Source organism: Streptomyces amritsarensis (genome assembly GCF_001953875.1).
Classification (GTDB): domain Bacteria; phylum Actinomycetota; class Actinomycetes; order Streptomycetales; family Streptomycetaceae; genus Streptomyces; species Streptomyces amritsarensis.
Genome location: NZ_MQUR01000037.1, coordinates 22,580 through 43,736, shown reverse-complemented (window position 1 = coordinate 43,736; position 21,157 = coordinate 22,580). Strand labels below are relative to the sequence as shown.

Sequence of the window (21,157 nt, the reverse complement as noted above, 5' to 3'; positions counted from 1 at the left end):
ACCGGCACGGTTCACCGGGTCGCGACGCCCGGCACACCCTTCCGGCCACACCACTAGCCCGCGGCCACCGCACCCACCCACGCCCCCACCACCAGCAGGCACCCGAACAGCTCCACCAGCACGCTCGTGCCCACCGCCCGCATCACCGCCCGCGTCGACGCCCAGGCCTCGCCGTGCCCGCCCAGCCGCAGCCGTTCGCAGAGGTAGACACCGCCCACGAAGCCCGGGACCGCCCCCACCACGGGGACCAGTACGAAGCCCAGCAGTGCGCCCGCGCCGGCGAAGACCGCCGTCCGGGGGGTGGCCGGCACCTCGTGCGGCCGCCTGGCCGGCAGCTGCCACTTCACCGCCTGTACCAGCAGCAGCAGGGCCGTCGCCGCAACCAGCAGGGACCACGACAGCGCCGACCGCTCCAGCAGGGACCACCACAGCAGCCCCGCCCACACCAGCCAGGTCCCCGGCACACCGGGAACCAGTACGCCGACCAGCCCGAACAGCAGCACCAGACCCACCAGGAGCAGCTGCGGCACGTCCACCCGCCCAGCGTGCCCGACGGTCGGCTACCGGGCCACCCAGCCGCGCTCGTACGCGTGCCAGCCCAGCTGCAGCCGGGTCGTCACCCCGGCCGCCTCCATCAGCCCCTTGACCCGCCGCTGCACCGTCCGCAGGCCGAGTTCCAGGTGCTTGGCGACGCTCGCGTCGGTCATGCCCGCCAGCAGCAGCGAGAGGATCTCCAGATCCGTGCCGTCCGGGACGGCACCGGACTCCTCGGGCGAACCCCCAGCGCCCAGCCGCAGCGGCAGCGATTCGCGCCACACCGCCTCGAACAGGCCCGCCAGGGACTCCAGCAGCCCGGACGCGTGCACCACCAGCGCAGCCGGCTCCGCGCCGCGCGCCGTCAGCGGGACCATGGCGAGGGTCCGGTCCGCGATCACCAGCGCCGCCGGGACCTGCGCCGTCACGCGGACCTGCTCGCCCCGGGCCAGGGCCGTGGACACCTCCCGGATCCCGCTCGGCAGGGTCAGCACCTCCCGCTCGATCACCACCCGGTGGTCGACCCCGCGCACCGGGGCCCGGTCCTCCGCCTCGTCGTCCGTCCGCGTCACCCCCTGGGGGCGACCGCTGACCAGCGCGCACACCTCCTTCTGCGCACCCAGCCGGATCTGGTGGAAGCGGTGCGCGACCGCACTCGCGCCCTGCACCACCTCCACGAGGTCGTGCACCGCCGGTTCGACGGCCTCCGCCCGGTACTCCTGCGCCAGCAGGGACGCCGCCAACTCCGCCTGCTCCAGTCCGTGCCGCTGCCGGGTCAGCAGGGCTTCGAGCGCGACCCCCGGCGGGGCCGCCACCCAGCGCCCCGGCCGGGCCGAGGACTGCGCCGCCAGGCCGTGCCGCTCCAGGTGGCGCAGGGCCCGTTCGGTCTGCGGCACCGGCAGGGTCAGCCGGTGCGCGAGGTCGGGGACCTCGGCAGCGCCCAGCGCCACCAGCACGCGGTACGCCGACTCCTGGCCCTCGTCCAGGCCTATGGCACCCAGCAACCCCTCCACCACCTTTCGACACGGCTCGTGGCGGGAAGCGGCCGCGGTGCACACCCGCCGCCGCCATCATCGCCGCATCCCCCGCCCCTCTGCCAAGGTTGCGCCCCCGCAGCACCAACTTCCGGCGGCCGGAAGCCATATGTGCGGCAGCTTTGCCGTGCAATGCAGCAGTTGGCCGGAATTCGCCCGGCGAGAGCGATGCGCCCGATCTCGCGCACGGCGATCGGGGCGCGCCCGCGCACCGGGCAGCGGTCCACCTCGGTCGTACGGCCTGGGCCTCACCTCGAAGCCCGCCGCGTCGGTCCTCTTCCCGAGGTACGCGGCCTCGCTGGACGGCATGGAGACCGTCGCGTCGGCCGACGGCCGGACGATCGGGCAGGACGATCGGGCAGGGCGCCACCGGCCACGCGCGGCGCGCGGACGGCGGTCGTCGACCATGCCGGGGCCTGCGGCAAGCCGGACTCACCGCGGGCCCAACCGGCCGAAGCGAAGGGCGCCATGGTCACGTGGACGGTCGTGCGGGCGTACGACCTCCGCTGATCCGTACGGGCAGGACGGAAGGGGTTCACCCGGCGGCGGCCCGGTGGACCCTTTTCGCGCATTCGGCGTTTTCGCCCCCCACCGGGGGCCGAGAATGAGGGCATGAGTCAGCAGGGCGCGGACGACTGGTGGCAGAAGCTCTACGAGGACCCCGACCCGGACGCGGGACCGGCACCCGACCCGGGGGACACCCTCGACAACCGGTTCCGTTCGGCGGCCGGCGTGACGGGGGACCCGGCCGGGACGCGGCCCCCCGCGCCGCCGGAGCCGGTACGGGAAGCCGAGCGCGGACCCGGGCCGGGGCGCGGGCCGCTGCCGGCCCCCCGCCCGGAGCCGGACGCCGGCCTGCCCGCGCGGCCGCCGCTGCCGGACGCGGTCCGGCGGGAGCCGGCCCGGCCCCCGGTGGCGGGTCCGGTCCCGCCACCGCGCCCGGCCCCCGACGCGCTCCCCGCGGCACCCGACCAGCGATACGCACCGCCGACCGCACCGCCGGCCGCGCCGCCCACGGCGGAAGGGTCCGCGCCCGGCGCGCGGCGCGTTCCGCCGCCGGGGCCCGCCGCGGACGCTCCGCCCGGCGGACCGTACGCCCCGGCGCAGCCGCCGGGCCTTTCGCTCGACCAGCCGGCGGTGCAGGTGCCGTTGCCCGGCGAGACGTACGGCCCGCCGCCGGCTCCGGCTGCGGCGCCCGGCGCCCCGGCAGGGCCACCGCGGGCGGTGTCGCCCGCTGAACGGCCCGGTCCGCCGCCTGCGCCGTCCGCCGCGGAGGGAAGAACGACCGGGCCGGGATTCGGGCCGCTCGCACCGCCGCCTGCCCAGGGGGCCGCTTCCGGCGCGCCCGCCGCGCCACCGTACGGGCCGCCGCCGGCCCAGGCTCCGGCTGCGCCTCCCGCCGCGGAGGCCGCCGCGCCGCCCGGCGAGCGGTACGGCCCGCCACCGCCCCCGGCCCCGCCCTGGCACGGCGCCCAGCCGCGCGATCCGCGCACCGGCGGCGCGACCGGCTACGTCCTCGGGGGCGTCCAGGTGCCCCCGGCACCAGGCCCCGAACTGCCCGCCCCGCGCGCCCAGGCACCGCGCCGGGAGGACCGCACCGAGGAGGTGCCGCAGCCCGCAGCCCCGCCCGCACCGGAACCCGCCCCGCTCGGCCCACCCGCCCCGGCAGCCGCCGCGCCGCAGCAGCGGCCCGAAGTACGGCACCTCGGCGACCGCGCCCCCACCTACGCCGCCGAACCGGGCCCGCTGCCGCCCGCGGACCCCGCCGCCCTCGACGCGCTGGTCCCGGACACCGTCCTGGAAGGCGCCCGCTACGGCGCCCACACCCTGCGGGCCGCCTCGCTGCGTGGCGACTCCGCCCGCTACCGCGGCGAGACCCGCCGGGACTTCCTGCTCACCGCCCGCTTCGGCAGCGGCGACGACGCCCTGGTCCTGGTGGCCCTCGCCGGCGGGGACCGGGCCGCCCCCGGCGCCGCCGAAGCCGCCGCCGAACTGTGCCGGACGGTCGCCGCGGCCGTCGGCCGCAGCCAGGGCAGGCTCGCCGACGACATCCGCGCCGGCCGGCGCGACGCCCTGCGCTCGGGCCTCCAGCGGCTGACCGACCGCGGCTACGGACGCCTGCGGGCCCGCGCCGCCGAGCTGGGGCTCGCGGACGAGGAGTACACGGCGGGACTGCGCGGCCTGCTGCTCCCGGTGGACCCCGAATGCCGTACCCGGGTGTGCTTCGGCGCCGGCGCCGGCGGGCTGTTCCGACTCCGTTCGGGTCAATGGCAGGACCTGGAGCCCACCGGCCCGGCCGGACCCGCGCCGGCCCCCGCGGCCGACGCCGCCGAGCCGGCCGACGCGGTCGGCGAGCCCGGCAGCGTCTTCCGGTTCCGGGCCTCCGTGGCCAGGCCGGGCGACACCCTGCTCCTGTGCTCGGGCGGCCTGGCGGAGCCCATGCGGGAGGAGGCCGCCCTCCGGGCCGAGCTCGCCGTGCGCTGGTCCGAGCCGGAGCCGCCCGGCCTCGCCGCGTTCCTCGCGGACACGCAGCTGCGCCTCAAGGGCTACGCCGACGACCGCACGGCCGCCGCAGTCTGGGAGGCGTGACGGGCCCGGGCATGGCTGGATGGAGGCATGGCGAAGCAGAACGTGGCGGAGCAGTTCGTCGACATCCTCGTGCGGGCCGGTGTGCGGCGGATGTACGGAGTGGTGGGCGACAGCCTCAATCCGGTGGTGGACGCGATCCGGCGGACGGACGGCATCGAGTGGATCCAGGTCCGCCACGAGGAGACCGCGGCCTTCGCGGCGGGCGCCGAGGCCCAGATCACCGGGCGCCTCGCCGCCTGCGCGGGCTCCTGCGGCCCCGGGAACCTCCACCTGATCAACGGGCTGTACGACGCACAGCGCTCGATGGCCCCGGTCCTCGCGCTGGCCTCGCACATCCCCTCCGGTGAGATCGGCCTGGGCTACTTCCAGGAGACCCACCCCGACCAGCTGTTCCGCGAGTGCAGCCACTACAGCGAGCTGATCTCCAACCCGCAGCAGATGCCCCGGCTGCTCCAGAGCGCCGTACAGCACGCCGTCGGCCGCAGCGGCGTCAGCGTGGTCGCCCTACCCGGGGACATCGCCGACCGGCCCGCCCCCGAGAAGGCGGTGGAGCACGCCCTCGTCACCGCCCGGCCCACCGTGCGGCCGGGCGGGGAGATCGAGAAGCTGGTCCGGCTCGTCGACGAAGCGGAACGCATCACGCTCTTCTGCGGCAGCGGCACCGCCGGGGCGCACGCCGAGGTGATGGAGTTCGCCGGCCGGGTCAAGGCCCCGGTCGGGCACGCCCTGCGCGGCAAGGAATGGATCCAGTACGACAACCCCTACGACGTCGGCATGAGCGGGCTCCTCGGCTACGGCGCGGCCTACGAGGCCACCCACGAGTGCGACCTGCTGATCCTGCTCGGCACGGACTTCCCGTACAACGCCTTCCTCCCCGACGACGTGAAGATCGTCCAGGTGGACATCCGTCCCGAACACCTCGGACGGCGCTCCCAGTTGGACCTCGCCGTGTGGGGAGACGTACGGGAGACCCTGCGCGCCCTGAACACACGGGTGAAGGCCAAGACGGACCGCCGCTTCCTCGACCGGATGCTGAAGAAGCATGCGGACGCCCTGGAGGGCGTGGTGAAGGCCTACACCCGCAAGGTGGAGAAGCGCACGCCGATCCACCCCGAGTACGTGGCCTCTGTCCTCGACGAACTGGCCGACGAGGACGCGGTGTTCACGGTCGACACGGGCATGTGCAATGTGTGGGCGGCACGCTATCTTTCCCCGAACGGCAAGCGGCGCATCATCGGCTCCTTCAGCCACGGCTCGATGGCCAACGCCCTCCCGCAGGCCATCGGCGCACAGTTCACCGATCGCGGCCGTCAAGTGGTGTCCATGTCGGGCGACGGCGGTTTCTCCATGCTGATGGGAGATTTCCTCACCCTGGTGCAGTACGACCTGCCCGTCAAAGTGGTCCTCTTCAACAACTCATCCCTCGGAATGGTCCAGTTGGAGATGCTGGTTTCCGGCCTCCCCTCCTACGGGACGCAGAACAAGAACCCGGACTTCGCCGCGATCGCCCGCGCGGCCGGCGCCTACGGCGCGCGGGTGGAGAAGCCCAAGCAGCTCAGCGGGGCTTTGAAGGACGCCTTCCGGCACCGGGGCCCCGCTCTGGTCGACGTGGTGACCGACCCCGACGCCCTGTCGATTCCGCCGAAGATCAGCGCCGAAATGGTGACCGGATTCGCACTGTCGGCCAGCAAGATCGTGCTCGACGGAGGCGTGGGACGCATGATCCAGATGGCTCGATCCAACCTTCGCAACGTGCCCCGCCCGTAAGCCCGCAGGAGTGCGGATCCACCCGGGGGGCATGCATCCCGTAGGCCTGTTCGAGAGCAACGGACACGGGAGGGACACCGGCGTGCGGGTGGGGGCGAAGACGGGGAAGCTGTGGAAGAGAGGGGCGCCGGTACCGCGCGAACCGTCCACCGCGGAGAACGGGGAAGCGGTGGACACGCTGCGCATCAGCCGCAGCGTGCGCCGCGCGGACCTGAAGGCGGTGGGCGAGGTGCGCCGGGCACTCAGGGAGCTGATGCGCCACCGGTGCCGGACCGAGGCCGCGGATGCGGCCGAGCTGCTGATCACGGAACTCGTCACGAACGCCCTCGTCCACACCGACCGGGGCGCGGAGGTGTCCGTGAGCCTCACGGCCGCACGGTTACGGGTGGAGGTCCGCGACCACGCGGCACGCAGGCCCCGGCCGTACGTACCGACCGCCGACGACGGTACGCACGGCCGGGGCCTGGTGCTGGTGGAGGCGCTGGCCGACGAGTGGGGGGTGGACGCGCTCGCCCTGGGCGGCGGCAAGGTGGTGTGGTTCGAGCTCGACGGGCGCCGCGAGGCCCCGTACGCCGCGGGGCCCGCCTGAACGGCGGGCCCCGCGGGGTGTCCCCTGGTGCGGACCTGTCAGCCGAACTGCTGCTCCAGGTCCTTCAGTTTGCGCTCCAGCGAGTCCAGCCGGGGAATGGTCTGGGTGTCGTCCTCGGCGGTGAGGTCCACCGTCCGGGTGCCGGTCACGTCAGTGGATTCGGTGCGGCCCACGGCCTGCAGGGAGGGCCGGAGGCGTAGCGGCAGCTGTCCCGATTCCGGTATGGCCGGCTCCGCGCCGACCGGCGCGGAGCCCGCTCCCTGCGTCAGCTCCGGGAGCTCGACCTGGCGGCCGCGGGACCGCCCGAACGCCCGGTTCTGCCGGCCCAGCGCCTTGATGCGCGCCCGGTCGAGCCTGTTCTGGTCGCGCCTGCGGAGCCGGTCCTGCTCCCGCTCCTTCTTGTCCTCGCGCACCTCGTCCACGGCCTCGTCGAGGGTGCGCACCCCCTCCAGCAGCATGAGTGACCACGCGCCGAAGGTCTCCCGGGGGGCCCGCAGCCAGCGGACCATCCGGATCTGCGGCAACGGCCGCGGGATCAGGCCCTGTTCGCGCAGCGCCGCCCGGCGGGTCTGCTTGAGGGCGCGGTCGAAGAGGACGGCCGCAGACAGCGACATCCCCGCGAAGAACTGCGGAGCGCCGTCGTGCCCCAGACCGCGCGGGGCGTGCACCCAGTTGAACCAGGCGGCCGCCCCCGCGAACAGCCAGACCAGCATGCGCGAGCCGAGGGCCGCGTCACCGTGGCTGGCCTCGCGGACGGCGAGCACCGAGCAGAACATGGCGGCGCCGTCGAGGCCGAAGGGGACCAGGTACTCCCAGCCTCCGGAGAGGTTGAGGTTCTGCCGGCCGAAGCCGACCAGCCCGTGGAAGGAGAGCGCGGCGGCCACCGCCGCGCAGCAGAAGAGCAGGACGTAGGAGGCCGTCCCGTAGACGGCCTCCTTGCGCCGCCGCCGCTCCTCGCTGCGCTCCCAGCTGTCCTCGGCCGCGGCCTTCTCGCTCTCGCGCTTGCCCCGTGCCAGCACCGCAACCGCCGCAAGTACGCCCAGGATCAGCAGACTGCCGGGCAGCAGCCAGTCCAGCGATATGTCGGTCAGTCTCATGCGGATGTCCCTTGCCTCGCGTATGCGGCTGTGCGGCTTTCCGGGCGCCATAGTGGCGCAGCGGGTGCGTGGTGCACGCGGGTTTCGGGGCAAGTGGACGCCATCGGGGGGCGGGGCCCGCCGGATAGGGTGTTGTATCTCGAACTGGCGCTCGCGCGGCCAGAGTTGCGTTCGATTATGTCCACCTCTACGGGTGGGTTGGCCCCCTGCCCGCCCTGGGGGCGTCAGGCGGCTTGTGCCGTGAGGCGGGTGACGCGGTCCGCGTCGCAGGTGCGGGGGCAGGTGACGCAGGTGTCCTGCGGGCGGATCGTGTAGAAGAAGCAGCAGCTGGCCCGGTCCCGGGTGGGCAGTTCGCGGCCGTCGGGGGCCGGGAGCGTACGGAACCCGGCGGCTGCGGTGTACGGGGCCGTGGAGCCGGGCAGGAGCGCCTCCAGTTCGGCCATCGTCCGCTGTTCCTCGCCGAGCAGCTCGCCCACGTACCAGAGGCTTTCGACGACCTCGTCGGTCACCATGCCCCACAGGGCGCGGCGGCCGCGCCGCATGCGCGGGGCGAAACCTTCCAGCACGGGTTCGAGGTGCTGGGCCACCGCGGCCCGCACCTCTTCGCGCAGCGCCTCCCCGTCGGGCACGACCCGGGCCCCGGGGAGGCCGGCCGCCGGGTCGTCCGGCAGGCAGGCGAAGCTCTCGACGTGCACGCTCATCCGGCCGAGGGTCCGGTGGAAGGCGACCTCGGCGACCGGGAGCCGGGGGACCCGCCGGTGGAGGAACCACGGGAGCGTGATCAGCAGGCAGGCGGGCCACGCGTACCGGTGCAGCCCGAAGCTCGCGATCACATCGGGCCGCGCCTGGGTCCCGTAGTCCCTCAGGACCTGGGCGTTGTCCCAGGCGAGGAAGGCGTCCAGGGCGGCCCCGCCGGCCGCGAGCTCGTCCGCGCCGACCCACCCCGCACCGCGAGGGGAGGGTTCGTGCGCGGCCCGCTCGACGACCCGCAGTCCGCCGTACACGTCGGCCAGCCGGGCGTACGCGCCCGCCACCGCGGAGCCGGGCGGGGCGGGGGTGAGCGCCGGGAGGGTCGAGACGGCCATGACGGACCACCGATCACACGATCGTTAACAGGTTAGCCTTACCTTACCCGACTCTCGCGTATCCGTATCCACCCGTCGCGCGGCGCGTCACCTATTCTCGGAGGTCAGCAGGCCGAGACCCGGAGGAGGACCGAGTGCACGAGGCGGCCCAGGCCCGGGTACCGGCACAAAAGCGGAAGGTGTTGCGCCATTCGGTGCGCGGGCAGGTCCTCGACGCCCTGCGCGCGGCCCTGGTCGACGGCGAGCTCGTCCCCGGGGAGATCTACTCCGGCCCGGCGCTGGGGGAGCGCTTCGGGGTCTCCGCGACCCCCGTGCGCGAGGCGATGCAGCAGCTGGCCGTCGAGGGAGCGGTGGAATGCCTTCCGAACCGGGGCTTCCGTGTCCTGTCCCGGACCCCCCGGGAGCTCGCCGAGCTGGCCGAGGTCCGCGCGCTCCTCGAAGTCCCCGTCATGCTGCGACTGGCCCGCACCGTGCCCGAAGCCGCCTGGCAGGCCCTGCGTCCGGCCGTGACCGCCACGGCCGAGGCGGCCGCCGCGGGCGACCTGCCCGGCTACGCGGAGGCGGACCGGGCCTTCCACCGGGCGGTGCTGCGGCTGGCCGGCAACGAGCAACTGGTGCAGGTGGCGGAGGAGCTCCACCGCCGCGCCCAGTGGCCCCTGCCGGGCGCTCCGCGGGTTCGGCGGGCCGATCTCGTCGCCGACGCGGCCGAGCACTCGGCGCTGCTGGAGGCGCTGATCGCCCGTGACCTCACGGTCGTGGAGTCCCTGGTACGGGAGCACTTCGCCGGCTCCTGACCCGGACGCGACCCCGCCCGGAGCGGCCCCTGGCATGCCGGGCGGCCCGGTCTGCCGGGACTCGGCCCCGGGACCCCGCGCAGCCCCGGCCGCGCCCGGGTCTCCCCCCGGCGGCCCGGTCCGCCCCGCCGGCCCGGGCCTGCCCGCGGACGATCCCGCCGCGCCGGGGCCTGCGGCGTGGGCGCGGAGTGCCGTACGGGCGGGCCGCACCGCAGATCGGTCCGTGGGGCGCCGGGGTCGGCCGGGCCAGTGGTGTGACCGGCACGGCAACGGCACCTCGCCGCGTTGTCGGACCGCGCACGTACGTCCGGCACGCGCCGCGGCCCGCCGCCTTGCGCTGCACCGCACCGGACGCCGCGCCCCGGCGTCCGGCCCCAGCCCTACTGGACGGCAGGTGCGGGGTGGAGCTGGTCCGCCAGCCAGGTGGGGATGCCGCCCAGCAGGTGGAACAGCCGGCGGGCCTCCGCGCGCAGCCGGGTGGCCTCGGGCTCCGGTTCGGCCTCGGCCAGCGCCGCCAGCGCCGGGGCGGTGCCGATCAGGAAGCCCAGGTCCTCCCGGATCCGCAGCGACTCCGCGAACCCCTTGCGGGCCTCGGCCACCTCGCCGTCGCGCAGGGCGAGGGCCGCCAGATGCCGGAACGTGAACGACAGCAGCAGGGTGTCCCCGTGCGCCTCGGCCCCCGCGTGGGCGCGGCGGTAGGCGGGCCGGGCGGACTGCGGGGCGTCCGCGAGGTGCTCGGCGACCAGGCCGCGGCGGAAGTCCAGCAGCGGGCGGGTCCGGGATCCCGGTGACAGCAGGGCCGCCGCCCGGCCCAGCGCGGAGCGGGCCTCGTCGGCCCGGTCGCGTACGCCCAGCACCGTCGCGGCGTAGGCCAGCTGGCCCCGCTCGCACGCGGCCGCGCCCCGGTCGTCGTCGTCCTGGGCGACCGCCTCGGCGATCCGCAGCGCGTCCTCGGCCTCGGACCAGCCCTGGCCCGTGAACAGGCACCGTTCGACGAGCAGCGCCGTGCGCTGCACGGCGGCGGCCGCCTGGCCGGCCTTGCCCACATGGGGCGTCAGCAGAGCCGCCGCGTCGGTCCAACAGCCGCGCGAGCGCAGCCGCCATATCGCCCGCTGGAGGGGGTCGTCTCCCCCGGTGGAACCGGCTCCCGACATGGCGGTATCCGCCACATTGCCCTCCCCGAAGCAATCAAGCAGCACATGGTTGAGCCCTGGGGCGAAATGAGAGCACGGATCGCGGGCTCCGGCCAAGGGGTCGGGTGAACTCTTTCACAAAGTCCGGACGGATCATCAGCGCCGCCGGCCGGCCCGCGGTCGGCGGGGGAGCGGATCTCCTCAGCTCATGCGCAGTGCCAGGAAGAAGTCGAGCTTGTCCTCCAGCCGGGAAAGGTCCCGACCCGTCAACTGCTCGATTCGCCCGACCCGGTAGCGCAGTGTGTTGACGTGCAGGTGCAGGCGGGTCGCGCAGCGGGTCCAGGAGCCGTCGCAGTCCAGGAAGGCCTCCAGGGTCGGGATGAGCTCCGCCCGGTGGCGCCGGTCGTAGTCCCGCAGCGGGTCCAGCAGCCGGGCGGTGAACGCGCGGCGCACGTCGTCCGGGACGAACGGCAGCAGCAGCACGTGCGACGCCAGCTCGTGATGGCCGGCCGCGCAGACCCGGCCCGGGCGGGCCGCCGCGACCCGGCGGGCGTGCCGGGCCTCCTCCAGTGCCCCGCGCAGCCCTTCGGCGGAGTGCACGGCCGCACTGACGCCGAGCGTGAGCCGGCCGTCGTCGGCCAGGCCGGCCGCCAGGGGGTCCCGTACGGTCGCCAGCAGCTCGTCGGCGTGAAGGGCCGAGTCCGGGCCCTTGTCCTCCCCGGCGTCCCCGGACAGCGAGGGCAGCGGCACCAGTGCGATGGCCTCGTCACCCGCATGGGCCACCGCGATCCGGTCGGACGGCTCCGGGCCCGAGACGGACGGGTCGACGAGGATCTCCTCCAGCAGCGACTGGGCGACCGGGCCGCCGGGGATGTCCCCGCTGTCCCAGTCCACGCGCGCCACCACGACCTGCCAGTGCGGGGCGGCGCCCAGCCCGGGCAGCAGCACCGGGGCCGCCACCCGCAGACGGGCGGCGATCTCGGCGGGCGCGGCGCCCGTCTGGACCAGCTCCAGGACCTCCTGTGCGAGGCGGCGGCGCACGGTGCGGGCGGCGTCGCGCCGGTCGCGCTCCACGGCGATCAGCTGGGTGACGCCCTGGAGCAGGTCCAGCCGCTCGGCCGGCCAGTCGCCGGCGTCCGCCTCGACGGCCAGGAGCCAGTCCGACAGCACGGTCTCGCGCACGTCGCGGGCGGCCGGTCCGGCGGCACCGCGGCCGTGTCCCCTGATCGGGAAGAGCGAGTAGGTAATACCCTGGATGGAGATCCGGTGCGGCCCCCTGCGGCCCGTCCGGACCGCCGCGAGGTGCTCGCCCGCCAGCGCTGCGCAGATGCCCGGCGCCAGCGGCTCACCCGCCCCGGCGATCTGCCGTCCGGTGGGGGACAGCACCCAGGCCCGGAGGTCGAGGTCGGTGGTGAGGAGATCCAGCACCACGTCGGGGCCGCCCCCCGCCGGACCCGAGGTCATCAGGCGGCGGTGCCGGTCCACGACGGCCGCCAGGTCCCCGGCGCGCTCGCCCGAGACCTGCCGTACGACGTACTCCGTGATGGTGGCGAATGCAACGTCCTCGTTCACGGCGAACAGCGGCAGCCGGTTGCGCACGCAGGCCGAAACGAGATCGTCCGGGATGTCTCCCAGCTCCGCCTCGCCCGCCGCGAGCCCCGCGACGCCGGCGCTCGCGAGGATTCGTACGAACGGCTCGGAGTCGGCTGAATTTCGCCTCCATGCCAGGCCGGTGAGGACGAGTTCACCCCCGGACAGGTACCGGCTGGGATCGCGCAGGTCGGTCGTCATGACCCCGCGGACCGTACGGTCGAGTTCGTCCTCGCCGCCGAGCAGCCGCAGCCCCAGCGCCTCGGTCTCCAGCAGTGCGCGCAGCCGCATGATGTCGCCGCCGATCTGTCTCGAATGTTGCCGTTGGAAATCGGGCAGGTCGTCGCATCCTGCCTTTCATACGAATCTACAAGACGAGGGAGGCCGTCAGCCAACTCCTTCATGGTTTCGGTGACTGCACCCGGGGGACGCGCGGCTTGTGTACTGAGTCCACACCGCGTTAACAGCACGTGAACGACCAGTCGAGGGCCATTGGGCCTCCTGGCTTGAAGTGAACGACCCGATTAAGAAGAAGAGAGCCGACATGGACTTCCTTCGCCCCGCCAGCTGGGAGGAGGCGCTCGCCGCTAAGGCCGAGTTCCCCACAGCTGTGCCGATTGCGGGTGGCACCGACATCATGGTCGAGATCAACTTCGACCACCGCCGTCCGGAGTACCTCCTCGACCTGGGCCGCATCGAGCTGCTGCGGGAGTGGGAGGTAGGCGAGGAGGTCACCAAGCTCGGCGCCTCCGTCCCGTACACCCAGATCATGGAGAACCTGCGGACCACCCTGCCGGGTCTCGCGCTCGCCTCGCACACGGTCGCGTCCCCCCAGATCCGCAACCGCGGCGGTGTCGGCGGCAACCTCGGTTGCGCCTCACCCGCCGGTGACTCCCACCCCGCCCTGCTGGCCGCCGGCTGCGAGGTGGAGGTCGAGTCCGTCCGCGGCTCGCGCATGATCCCGATCGACGCGTTCTACACCGGTGTGAAGCGCAACGCACTGGCCGCCGACGAGCTCATCAAGTCGGTCCACATCAAGAACGCCACGGGCCCCCAGCAGTACTCGAAGGTCGGCACCCGCAACGCCATGGTCATCGCGGTGTGCGGCTTCGGCCTCGCCCTGCACCCCGACACCCGCACCGTGCGTACGGGCATCGGTTCGGCCGCCCCGACCCCGGTCCGGGCCAAGGCCGCCGAGGAGTTCCTGAACGCCGCGCTCGACGAGGGCGGCTTCTGGGACAACGGCAAGGTCATCACCCCGTCGATCGCCAAGCAGTTCGGCGAGCTCGCCTCCGCGGCGTGCAACCCGATCGACGACGTCCGTGGCACGGCGAAGTACCGCCGTCACGCGGTTGGCATCCTCGCTCGCCGCCAGCTCGTCTGGACCTGGGAGCAGTACCGCGGCACGAACGGCCGCTCGCTTGAAGGGGCTGCGTAATCATGCGCGTCAATTTCACCGTCAACGGTCGTCCGCAGGAAGCCGACGACGTCTGGGAGGGCGAGTCCCTCCTCTACGTGCTGCGTGAGCGCCTGGGCCTGCCCGGCTCCAAGAACGCCTGCGAGCAGGGCGAGTGCGGATCCTGCACCGTCCGCCTCGACGGCGTGCCGGTCTGCTCCTGTCTGGTGGCCGCCGGCCAGGTCGAGGGCCGCGACGTCGTGACCGTCGAGGGCCTGGCCGACTTCGCCAAGAAGCGCGAGGAGCACGGCCACGGCTGCGGCACCGGCGCGTGCGGCGGCGGCAAGGGCGTGTCCACGGACGAGGCCCAGCAGTGGTCCGCCAAGGGCACCGACTCGCAGACCGGCGAGGGAGTGGAGCTCTCCGACATCCAGCAGGCGTTCATCGACGCCGGCGCGGTCCAGTGCGGTTTCTGCACCCCGGGTCTGCTGGTCCAGGCCGACGCTCTCCTGGAGCAGAACGCCGACCCGTCCGACCAGGACATCCGTGAGGCCCTGTCCGGCAACCTCTGCCGCTGCACGGGCTACGAGAAGATCCTCGACGCGGTCCGCCTCGCGGCCGCCCGTCAGGGAGAGGCGGTCTGATCATGGCTCAGGACACCCGCACCGTCGGTACGCCGACGAACGTCACCCAGAAGCACAACAAGGGCGGCATCGGCGAGTCCACGCTGCGCCCGGACGGCACCCTCAAGGTCACCGGCGAGTTCGCGTACTCCTCGGACATGTGGCACGAGGACATGCTGTGGGGCCAGACCCTGCGCAGCACCGTCGCCCACGCCGAGATCGTCTCCATCGACATCTCCGAGGCGCTGGCCATGCCGGGCGTCTACTCGGTGCTGACGTACGACGACCTGCCGGCCGAGATGAAGAACTACGGCCTGGAGATCCAGGACACCCCCGTGCTCGCCAACGGCCGGGTACGCCACCACGGCGAGCCGGTCGCCCTCGTGGCCGCCGACCACCCGGAGACCGCCCGCCGCGCGGCCGCCAAGATCAAGATCGACTACCGGGAGCTGCCGCTCGTCACGGACGAGGCCTCGGCCCTGGCCGCCGACGCGCCGCTGATCCACGAGGGCCGTGACGACCACCACGCCGGCCACGTCCCGCACCCGAACATCGTGCACCGCCAGCCGATCATCCGCGGCAACGTGGAGGAGGCCCGCAAGCGCGCCGACGTCATCGTCGAGGGCGAGTACACCTTCGGCATGCAGGACCAGGCCTTCCTCGGCCCGGAGTCCGGTCTCGCCGTACCCTCCGAGGACGGCGGCGTCGACCTCTACGTCGCCACCCAGTGGCTGCACTCGGACCTCAAGCAGATCGCCCCCGTCCTCGGCCTGCCCGAGGAGAAGGTCCGCATGACGCTCTCCGGCGTCGGCGGCGCCTTCGGCGGCCGCGAGGACATCTCGATGCAGATCCACGCCTGCCTGCTGGCCCTCGCCACCAACAAGCCGGTCAAGATCGTCTACAACCGGTTCGAGTCCTTCTTCGGCCACGTGCACCGCCACCCGGCGAAGCTCTGGTACGAGCACGGCGCCACCAAGGACGGCAAGATCACGCACATGAAGTGCAGGATCGTGCTCGACGGCGGTGCGTACGCCTCGGCCTCCCCGGCCGTCGTCGGCAACGCGTCCTCCCTCTCCGTCGGCCCGTACGTCGTGGACGACGTCGACATCGAGGCGATCGCGCTCTACACGAACAACCCGCCCTGCGGCGCGATGCGCGGCTTCGGCGCCGTCCAGGCCTGCTTCGCGTACGAGGCCCAGATGGACAAGCTCGCGGCGAAGCTGGGCATGGACCCGGTCGAGTTCCGCCAGCTGAACGCCATGGAGATGGGCACGATCATGCCCACCGGCCAGGTCGTGGACTCCCCGGCGCCCGTCGCCGAGCTGCTGCGCCGGGTCAAGGCCCGCCCGCTGCCGCCGGAGCGCCAGTGGGAGACGGCCGGCGAGGGCGCGGACGTCCGCGCGCTGCCGGGCGGTCTGTCGAACACCACCCACGGCGAGGGCGTCGTCCGCGGCGTCGGCTACGCGGTCGGCATCAAGAACGTCGGCTTCTCCGAGGGCTTCGACGACTACTCCACCGCCCGTGTGCGCCTGGAGGTCATCAACGGCGAGCCCGTCGCGATGGTCCACACGGCCATGGCGGAGGTCGGCCAGGGCGGCGTCACCGTCCACGCGCAGATCGCCCGTACCGAGCTGGGCGTCACGCAGGTGACCATCCACCCGGCCGACACGCAGGTCGGCTCCGCCGGTTCCACGTCCGCCTCGCGGCAGACGTACATGACCGGTGGCGCCGTGAAGAACACCTGTGAGCACGTCCGTGAGGCACTGCTGGAGATGGGCCGCCGCAAGAACGGCTCCTACCACCCGGCGTGGGCCCAGGCCGAGCTGCTCCTCGAGGGCGGCAAGGTCGTCACCGACGGCGGCGAGGTCCTCGCGGACATCGCCGACATCCTGGAGGACGAGGCGATCGACCTCGAGCTCGAGTTCCGCCACCGTCCGACGGTCGCCTTCGACCTGAAGACCGGCCAGGGCGACGGCCACGTCCAGTACACCTTCGCCGCGCACCGCGCGGTCGTCGAGGTGGACACCGAGCTCGGCCTGGTCAAGGTCGTCGAGCTGGCGACCGCCCAGGACGTGGGCAAGGCCCTCAACATGCTCTCCGTGGTCGGCCAGATCCAGGGTGGTACCACCCAGGGTCTCGGTGTGGCGGTCATGGAGGAGATCATCGTGGACCCGAAGACCGCGAAGGTGCGCAACCCCTCCTTCACGGACTACCTGATCCCGACCATCCTCGACACCCCGACCATCCCGGTCGACGTCCTGGAGCTCGCCGACCCGAACGCCCCCTACGGCCTTCGCGGTCTGGGCGAGGCCCCGACCCTGTCGTCCACCCCGGCCGTCCTCGCGGCGATCCGGCAGGCGACCGGGCTGGAGCTCAACAAGACCCCGATCCGTCCGGAAGCCCTCACCGGGACCCTCTAGGACGGGCCCGGTCCGGGGGCCGCGAGGCCCCCGGACCCCCTCGGACTCTCCGGGCGGTGTGACTCGGGAACGTCACACTTCACCGCCGCACCGCCCGGAGTACATACGAAGCACCGCACCGCTCGCGGTCCCTTCAGCCGGCAGTACCCCTGCGAAAACCCCCATGTAGTACCAGCGGTCACCCCGCACTACCCGCAGTACACGCAGTGAACATTCGCGTCGCCTCGGGCCGTCACCCCGGGTCGTGCAGCCAAACGCACCATCCCAAATCCCGCATTCTCCAATCCCCAAGCGGGTGCCCCTTTGAACCTTGGGAGTTAGGCACCATGACCCAGTCGTCAGTGGAGTCCAGGACCACCGCGGAGGAAGCCGGAGACGGCTCCCCCACCCCCGCCGGGCGTTCTTGGCTCGACCGCTACTTTCATATAACCCATAGAGGATCCAACGTCGGCAACGAGGTCCGTGGCGGTATCACGACCTTCATGGCCATGGCGTACATCCTCCTGCTCAACCCGCTGCTGCTGTCGGGCAAGGACGTCGCCGGCACCTCGATGGAGGCCTCGGCCATCATCACGGCCACGGCGTTCGCGGCGGCCGTCACCACGCTCCTCATGGGCTTCGTCGGCAAGGTCCCGCTGGCTCTGGCCGCCGGGCTCTCCGTCTCCGGTGTGCTCGCCTCGCAGGTGGCCCCCCAGATGACCTGGCCGCAGGCCATGGGCATGTGTGTGGTCTACGGTGTCGTGATCTGTCTCCTGGTCGTCACCGGCCTCCGAGAGATGATCATGAACGCGATCCCCCTCGCGCTCAAGCACGCGATCACCATGGGCATCGGCATGTTCGTCGCCCTGATCGGTCTCGTGAAGGCCGGCTTCGTCGGCCGCGGCCCCGAGCAGGGGCCCCCGCTCCAGCTCGGCTCGGTCGGTGAGCTCGCCGGCTGGCCCGTCCTGATCTTCTGCCTCACCCTGCTCGCGATCTTCATGCTGCAGGCCCGCAAGATCCCCGGTGCCATCCTGATCGGCATCGTCGGCGGCACCGTCGTCGCGGCCATCGTCAACGCCATCGCGAACATCGACCCCAAGGCCTGGCGCAGCGGCCCGCCGGAGCTCTCCGGCTCCGCGGTCTCGATGCCCGACTTCTCGCTCTTCGGCGACGTCTCGTTCGGCGGCTGGGGCGACGTCGGCTACATGACGGTCGGCATGATCGTCTTCACCCTGGTCCTGGCCGGCTTCTTCGACGCGATGGCCACCATCATCGGTGTCGGCACCGAGGCCAAGCTGGCCGACGACAAGGGCCGCATGCCTGGCCTGTCCAAGGCGCTCTTCATCGACGGCGCCGGCGGCGCCATCGGCGGCGTCTCCGGCGGCTCCGGCCAGACCGTGTTCGTCGAGTCCGCGACCGGCGTCGGCGAGGGCGCCCGCACGGGTCTCGCCTCCGTCGTGACCGGCCTGTTCTTCGCCGCCTGCCTCTTCTTCACCCCGATCACGCAGATCGTCCCCGGCGAGGTCGCCTCCGCGGCCCTGGTGGTCATCGGCGCGATGATGATGCAGAACGCCCGCCACGTGGACTGGGCCGACAGCGCGACGGCCATCCCGGTCTTCCTGACCGTCGTGATCATGCCGTTCACGTACTCGATCACGGCCGGCGTCGCCGCCGGTGTGCTCTCCTACGTCGCCATCAAGATCGCTCAGGGCAAGGCCCGGGAGATCGGCGGCTTCATGTGGGCGCTGACCGGGATCTTCGTGGTCTTCTTCGCCCTGCACCCGATCGAGGGCTGGCTCGGGGTCGGCTGACCCGGAGCACCGCCGGTCCGGGTCGCCCGACCCGGACCGGCCGGTCCGCACCTGCTCGTACCCGATACTGGAACCCAATCCTCCGAGGAGGCCGCACATGCTGGACATCGCCGAAGAGCTGAACCGGTGGGTACAGCAGGGACGTGACTTCGCCGTCGCCACGGTCGTGGCGGTGGGCGGCAGCGCACCCCGGCAGCCCGGCGCGGCCCTCGCCGTCGACAGCGAGGGCACGGCCATCGGCTCGGTCTCCGGCGGATGCGTGGAGGGTGCGGTCTACGAGCTGTGCCGGCAGGCGCTGGAGGACGGGGAGACCGTCCGGGAGCGCTTCGGCTACAGCGACGACGATGCCTTCGCGGTGGGGCTGACCTGCGGCGGAATCATCGACATCCTCGTCACCCCGGTGCCCGTGGGCTCGCCCGCCCGAGCGGTGTTCGAGGCGGCGCTTGCCGCCGCCTCCTGCGGCGAGGCCGCCGCGCTGGCCCGGGTCGCCGAGGGGCCGGCCGAGCTGATGGGCCGCGCCGTGCTCGTCCGTACGGAGGGGCCCTTCGCGGGCGGCCTCGGCGGACACCCGGAGCTGGACCGCACCGTCGCCGAGGAGGCCCGCGCCATGCTGGACGCCGGCCGGACCGGGGTGCTGGAGATCGGCGCCGACGGCAGGCTCTGCGGAGAGCCGCTGAAGGTGCTCGTCGAGTCCAGCGTCCCGCCGCCGCGGATGATCGTCTTCGGTGCCATCGACTTCGCCTCCGCGCTCGTGCGGATCGGCAAGTTCCTCGGCTACCGGGTGACCGTCTGCGACGCGCGGCCCGTCTTCGCGACGAGGAACCGTTTCCCCGAGGCCGACGAGATCGTCGTGGACTGGCCGCACCGCTACCTGGAGGCGCAGTCCTCGGAGGGCTCGGTGGACGGCCGGACCGTCCTGTGCGTGCTCACCCACGATGCCAAGTTCGACGTCCCGCTCCTGGAGCTGGCCCTCAGGCTGCCCGTCGCCTACGTCGGCGCGATGGGCTCCCGCCGTACCCACGAGGACCGCAACAAGCGGCTGCGCGATGTCGGCGTCACCGAACTCGAGCTGGCCCGGCTGCGCTCCCCGATCGGCCTGGACCTCGGCGCCCGCTCCCCGGAGGAGACTGCGCTGTCCATCGCCGCCGAGATCGTCGCGAACCGCCGCGGCGGCAGCGGCGCGGCCCTGACCGGCGCACACATCCCGATCCACCCGGACGTCGCGAACACCGTGATCGGCAGGATCGGCTCCGTCGCTTGAGGAGTGACGGCGGAAGGTGAGAAAAGGGCGCACCCCGTGGGGGTTGCGCCCTTGTGGCGTTCCCCCTATTTTACCCGCCGGTAATCGGAGGAGCCCTCTCCTGCCCTTCCTCACAACGGAGTTGAGCGGATGTTGCGTACCGTGCGAACCCTGGGCGTGCTGGCCGCGGCCACCCTGCTGACCGCCTTCACGCCCGCCCCGGCGGCCCCGGCCGCTCCGGCCGGCGGCCTGCGCGAGGTGCTCTTCGTGGGGAACAACTGGGAGGGGACGGCCGACGTCCTCGCCTCCACCGGCGATCTCGCCAAGGTCGGGCGCATCAACATGATCCCCGACAAGGCGGAGCGGCTCCGCGAGATCTACCTCAACCCCGTGAAGCTCGCCTTCTTCCTCGGCATCCGGGAGAGCGCCGGCGAGGGCCACGACCAGTTCGTCGACGACATGTTCACCACCCCGGACGGCACCGCGGTCGTCGCCTCCCGCCCCAGCTTCGCCGACGTCGTCTCCATCGACCTGGCGTCCGGACGGATCAACTGGCGCTTCCCGGTCTCCGGATTCCGCTCCGACCACATGGCGGTCTCCCCGGACGGGACCCGCATCGCCGTCTCGGCCTCCACCTCCAACACCGTGCACGTCCTGGACATCGCCACCGGCCGCCAGACCGGCTCCTTCCGCACCGGCGACAAGCCGCACGAGAACACCTTCACCCGCGACGGCCGCCACCTGTGGAACAGCTCCATCGGCGAGGTGAACACGGCCCTCGACGCCCCCTGGCTGGACTGGACGAAGGGCGACCGGAAGATCACCGTGGTCGACGCGCAGACCTTCCGCACCGTCCGGGTGATCGACATGCGGGAGCGGCTGGACGCCTTCGGCCGCAAGGACCTGTCCGACTCCGTGCGCCCGGTGTCCTTCAGCCCCGACGAGTCGAAGCTCTACTTCCAGGTCTCGTTCTTCGGCGGCTTCCTGGAGTACGACGTGGCCACCGACCGGATCACCCGCCTCAAGGAACTCCCCGCCAACCCGGCCACCGGCACCGACCGCACCGGCTGGGTCAACGACTCCCGCCACCACGGCATGTCGATGAGCCCCGACGGGGCGAAGCTCTGCATCGCGGGCACGATGGACGACTACGCGACCGTCGTGGACCGCACCACCCTCGCCGAGGGGCCGCTTGTGCCCGCCTCCAAGCCGTACTGGGCCACGGTCTCCGGCGACGGTACGGCCTGCGTGATCTCCGAGAGCGGCACCGACCGGGTGACGGCCATCGACTTCGCCACCGGCGCCAAGCGGGTCTCCGTCCCCGTCGGCGACCACCCCCAGCGCATCCGCCTCGGCCACGTCCCGGCGGCCTGGACCGGTCCGGCCGGCCGCTGAGCGGATTGTCCGGCGGACGAAGGGGCTGGAATCGGCCGAACCTGCAGATCAAGCCAATATGGGATGACTGGTCCACGATGA

General features: G+C 73.0%; 16 protein-coding genes. 10 read left to right on the top strand and 6 right to left on the bottom strand.

The features are described from left to right. Nucleotides 1–53: 53 nt before the first annotated feature. Entirely contained in the window at nt 54–536 is a 483-nt protein-coding gene (locus tag AVW11_RS17505; RefSeq protein ID WP_030853780.1) for a DUF456 domain-containing protein, read from the bottom strand. A 24-nt stretch (nt 537–560) separates the two neighbouring features. Further along, the gene (locus AVW11_RS17500; RefSeq protein WP_060180898.1) at nt 561–1,538 is read right to left on the bottom strand and encodes a helix-turn-helix domain-containing protein; all 978 of its coding nucleotides are present in this window, start codon (nt 1,536–1,538) and stop codon (nt 561–563) included. 642 nt (nt 1,539–2,180) lie between these two features. On the opposite strand from AVW11_RS17500, the gene AVW11_RS17495 reads away from it, so the two are divergent. The 3 genes from AVW11_RS17495 to AVW11_RS17485 all read left to right on the top strand — a co-directional run bounded on the left by AVW11_RS17495 (nt 2,181) and on the right by AVW11_RS17485 (nt 6,513). Beyond that, entirely contained in the window at nt 2,181–4,157 is a 1,977-nt protein-coding gene (locus AVW11_RS17495; protein WP_060180900.1) for a protein phosphatase 2C domain-containing protein, read from the top strand. Nucleotides 4,158–4,184: 27 nt separating this feature from the next. Further along, nucleotides 4,185–5,924, top strand: coding sequence for a pyruvate dehydrogenase (locus AVW11_RS17490; protein WP_076044626.1), 1,740 nt, complete (start codon nt 4,185–4,187; stop codon nt 5,922–5,924). A 196-nt stretch (nt 5,925–6,120) separates the two neighbouring features. After that, a complete protein-coding gene (locus tag AVW11_RS17485; RefSeq protein WP_030853787.1) occupies nt 6,121–6,513 on the top strand; it encodes an ATP-binding protein in 393 nt (130 codons plus the stop codon). A gap of 38 nt (nt 6,514–6,551) precedes the next feature. Here AVW11_RS17485 and AVW11_RS17480 read toward each other — a convergent pair whose 3' ends face one another. Beyond that, nucleotides 6,552–7,610 carry a DUF2637 domain-containing protein gene (locus AVW11_RS17480; protein ID WP_076044624.1) on the bottom strand — a complete coding sequence of 353 codons (1,059 nt, stop codon included), beginning with the start codon at nt 7,608–7,610 and terminating at the stop codon, nt 6,552–6,554. A 224-nt stretch (nt 7,611–7,834) separates the two neighbouring features. Further along, a complete protein-coding gene (locus AVW11_RS17475; protein ID WP_076044622.1) occupies nt 7,835–8,695 on the bottom strand; it encodes a (2Fe-2S)-binding protein in 861 nt (286 codons plus the stop codon). 134 nt (nt 8,696–8,829) lie between these two features. Between AVW11_RS17475 and AVW11_RS17470 the strand changes: the two genes are divergently transcribed. Beyond that, nucleotides 8,830–9,489 (top strand): GntR family transcriptional regulator, encoded by a 660-nt coding sequence (locus tag AVW11_RS17470; protein WP_076044620.1) that lies wholly within the window; start codon nt 8,830–8,832, stop codon nt 9,487–9,489. Between the two features lie 380 nt (nt 9,490–9,869). On the opposite strand, the gene AVW11_RS17465 is transcribed toward AVW11_RS17470, so the two are convergent. Together AVW11_RS17465 and AVW11_RS17460 are read right to left on the bottom strand one after the other, a co-directional pair. After that, nucleotides 9,870–10,658 (bottom strand): hypothetical protein, encoded by a 789-nt coding sequence (locus AVW11_RS17465; RefSeq protein WP_037834291.1) that lies wholly within the window; start codon nt 10,656–10,658, stop codon nt 9,870–9,872. 165 nt (nt 10,659–10,823) lie between these two features. After that, on the bottom strand, nt 10,824–12,503 hold the full coding sequence (locus tag AVW11_RS17460; protein ID WP_030853803.1) for a PucR family transcriptional regulator: 1,680 nt from the start codon (nt 12,501–12,503) through the stop codon (nt 10,824–10,826). 253 nt (nt 12,504–12,756) lie between these two features. Here AVW11_RS17460 and AVW11_RS17455 point away from each other — a divergent pair, with 253 nt between their 5' ends. From AVW11_RS17455 to AVW11_RS17430, 6 genes are all read left to right on the top strand, one after another. After that, entirely contained in the window at nt 12,757–13,650 is an 894-nt protein-coding gene (locus tag AVW11_RS17455) for an FAD binding domain-containing protein (protein ID WP_060180912.1), read from the top strand. 2 nt (nt 13,651–13,652) lie between these two features. Then, on the top strand, nt 13,653–14,252 hold the full coding sequence (locus AVW11_RS17450; RefSeq protein WP_030853809.1) for a (2Fe-2S)-binding protein: 600 nt from the start codon (nt 13,653–13,655) through the stop codon (nt 14,250–14,252). Nucleotides 14,253–14,254: 2 nt separating this feature from the next. Continuing rightward, complete coding sequence (pucD, locus tag AVW11_RS17445; RefSeq protein ID WP_030853812.1) at nt 14,255–16,651, top strand: xanthine dehydrogenase subunit D; 2,397 nt, start codon at nt 14,255–14,257, stop codon at nt 16,649–16,651. Between the two features lie 326 nt (nt 16,652–16,977). Next, nucleotides 16,978–18,441, top strand: a complete 1,464-nt coding sequence (locus AVW11_RS17440) for an NCS2 family permease (RefSeq protein WP_030853815.1) — start codon at nt 16,978–16,980, stop codon at nt 18,439–18,441. 97 nt (nt 18,442–18,538) lie between these two features. Continuing rightward, a complete protein-coding gene (locus tag AVW11_RS17435; protein ID WP_076044618.1) occupies nt 18,539–19,702 on the top strand; it encodes an XdhC family protein in 1,164 nt (387 codons plus the stop codon). Between the two features lie 129 nt (nt 19,703–19,831). Continuing rightward, nucleotides 19,832–21,076, top strand: coding sequence for a YncE family protein (locus AVW11_RS17430; protein ID WP_076044616.1), 1,245 nt, complete (start codon nt 19,832–19,834; stop codon nt 21,074–21,076). Nucleotides 21,077–21,157 lie beyond the last annotated feature (81 nt).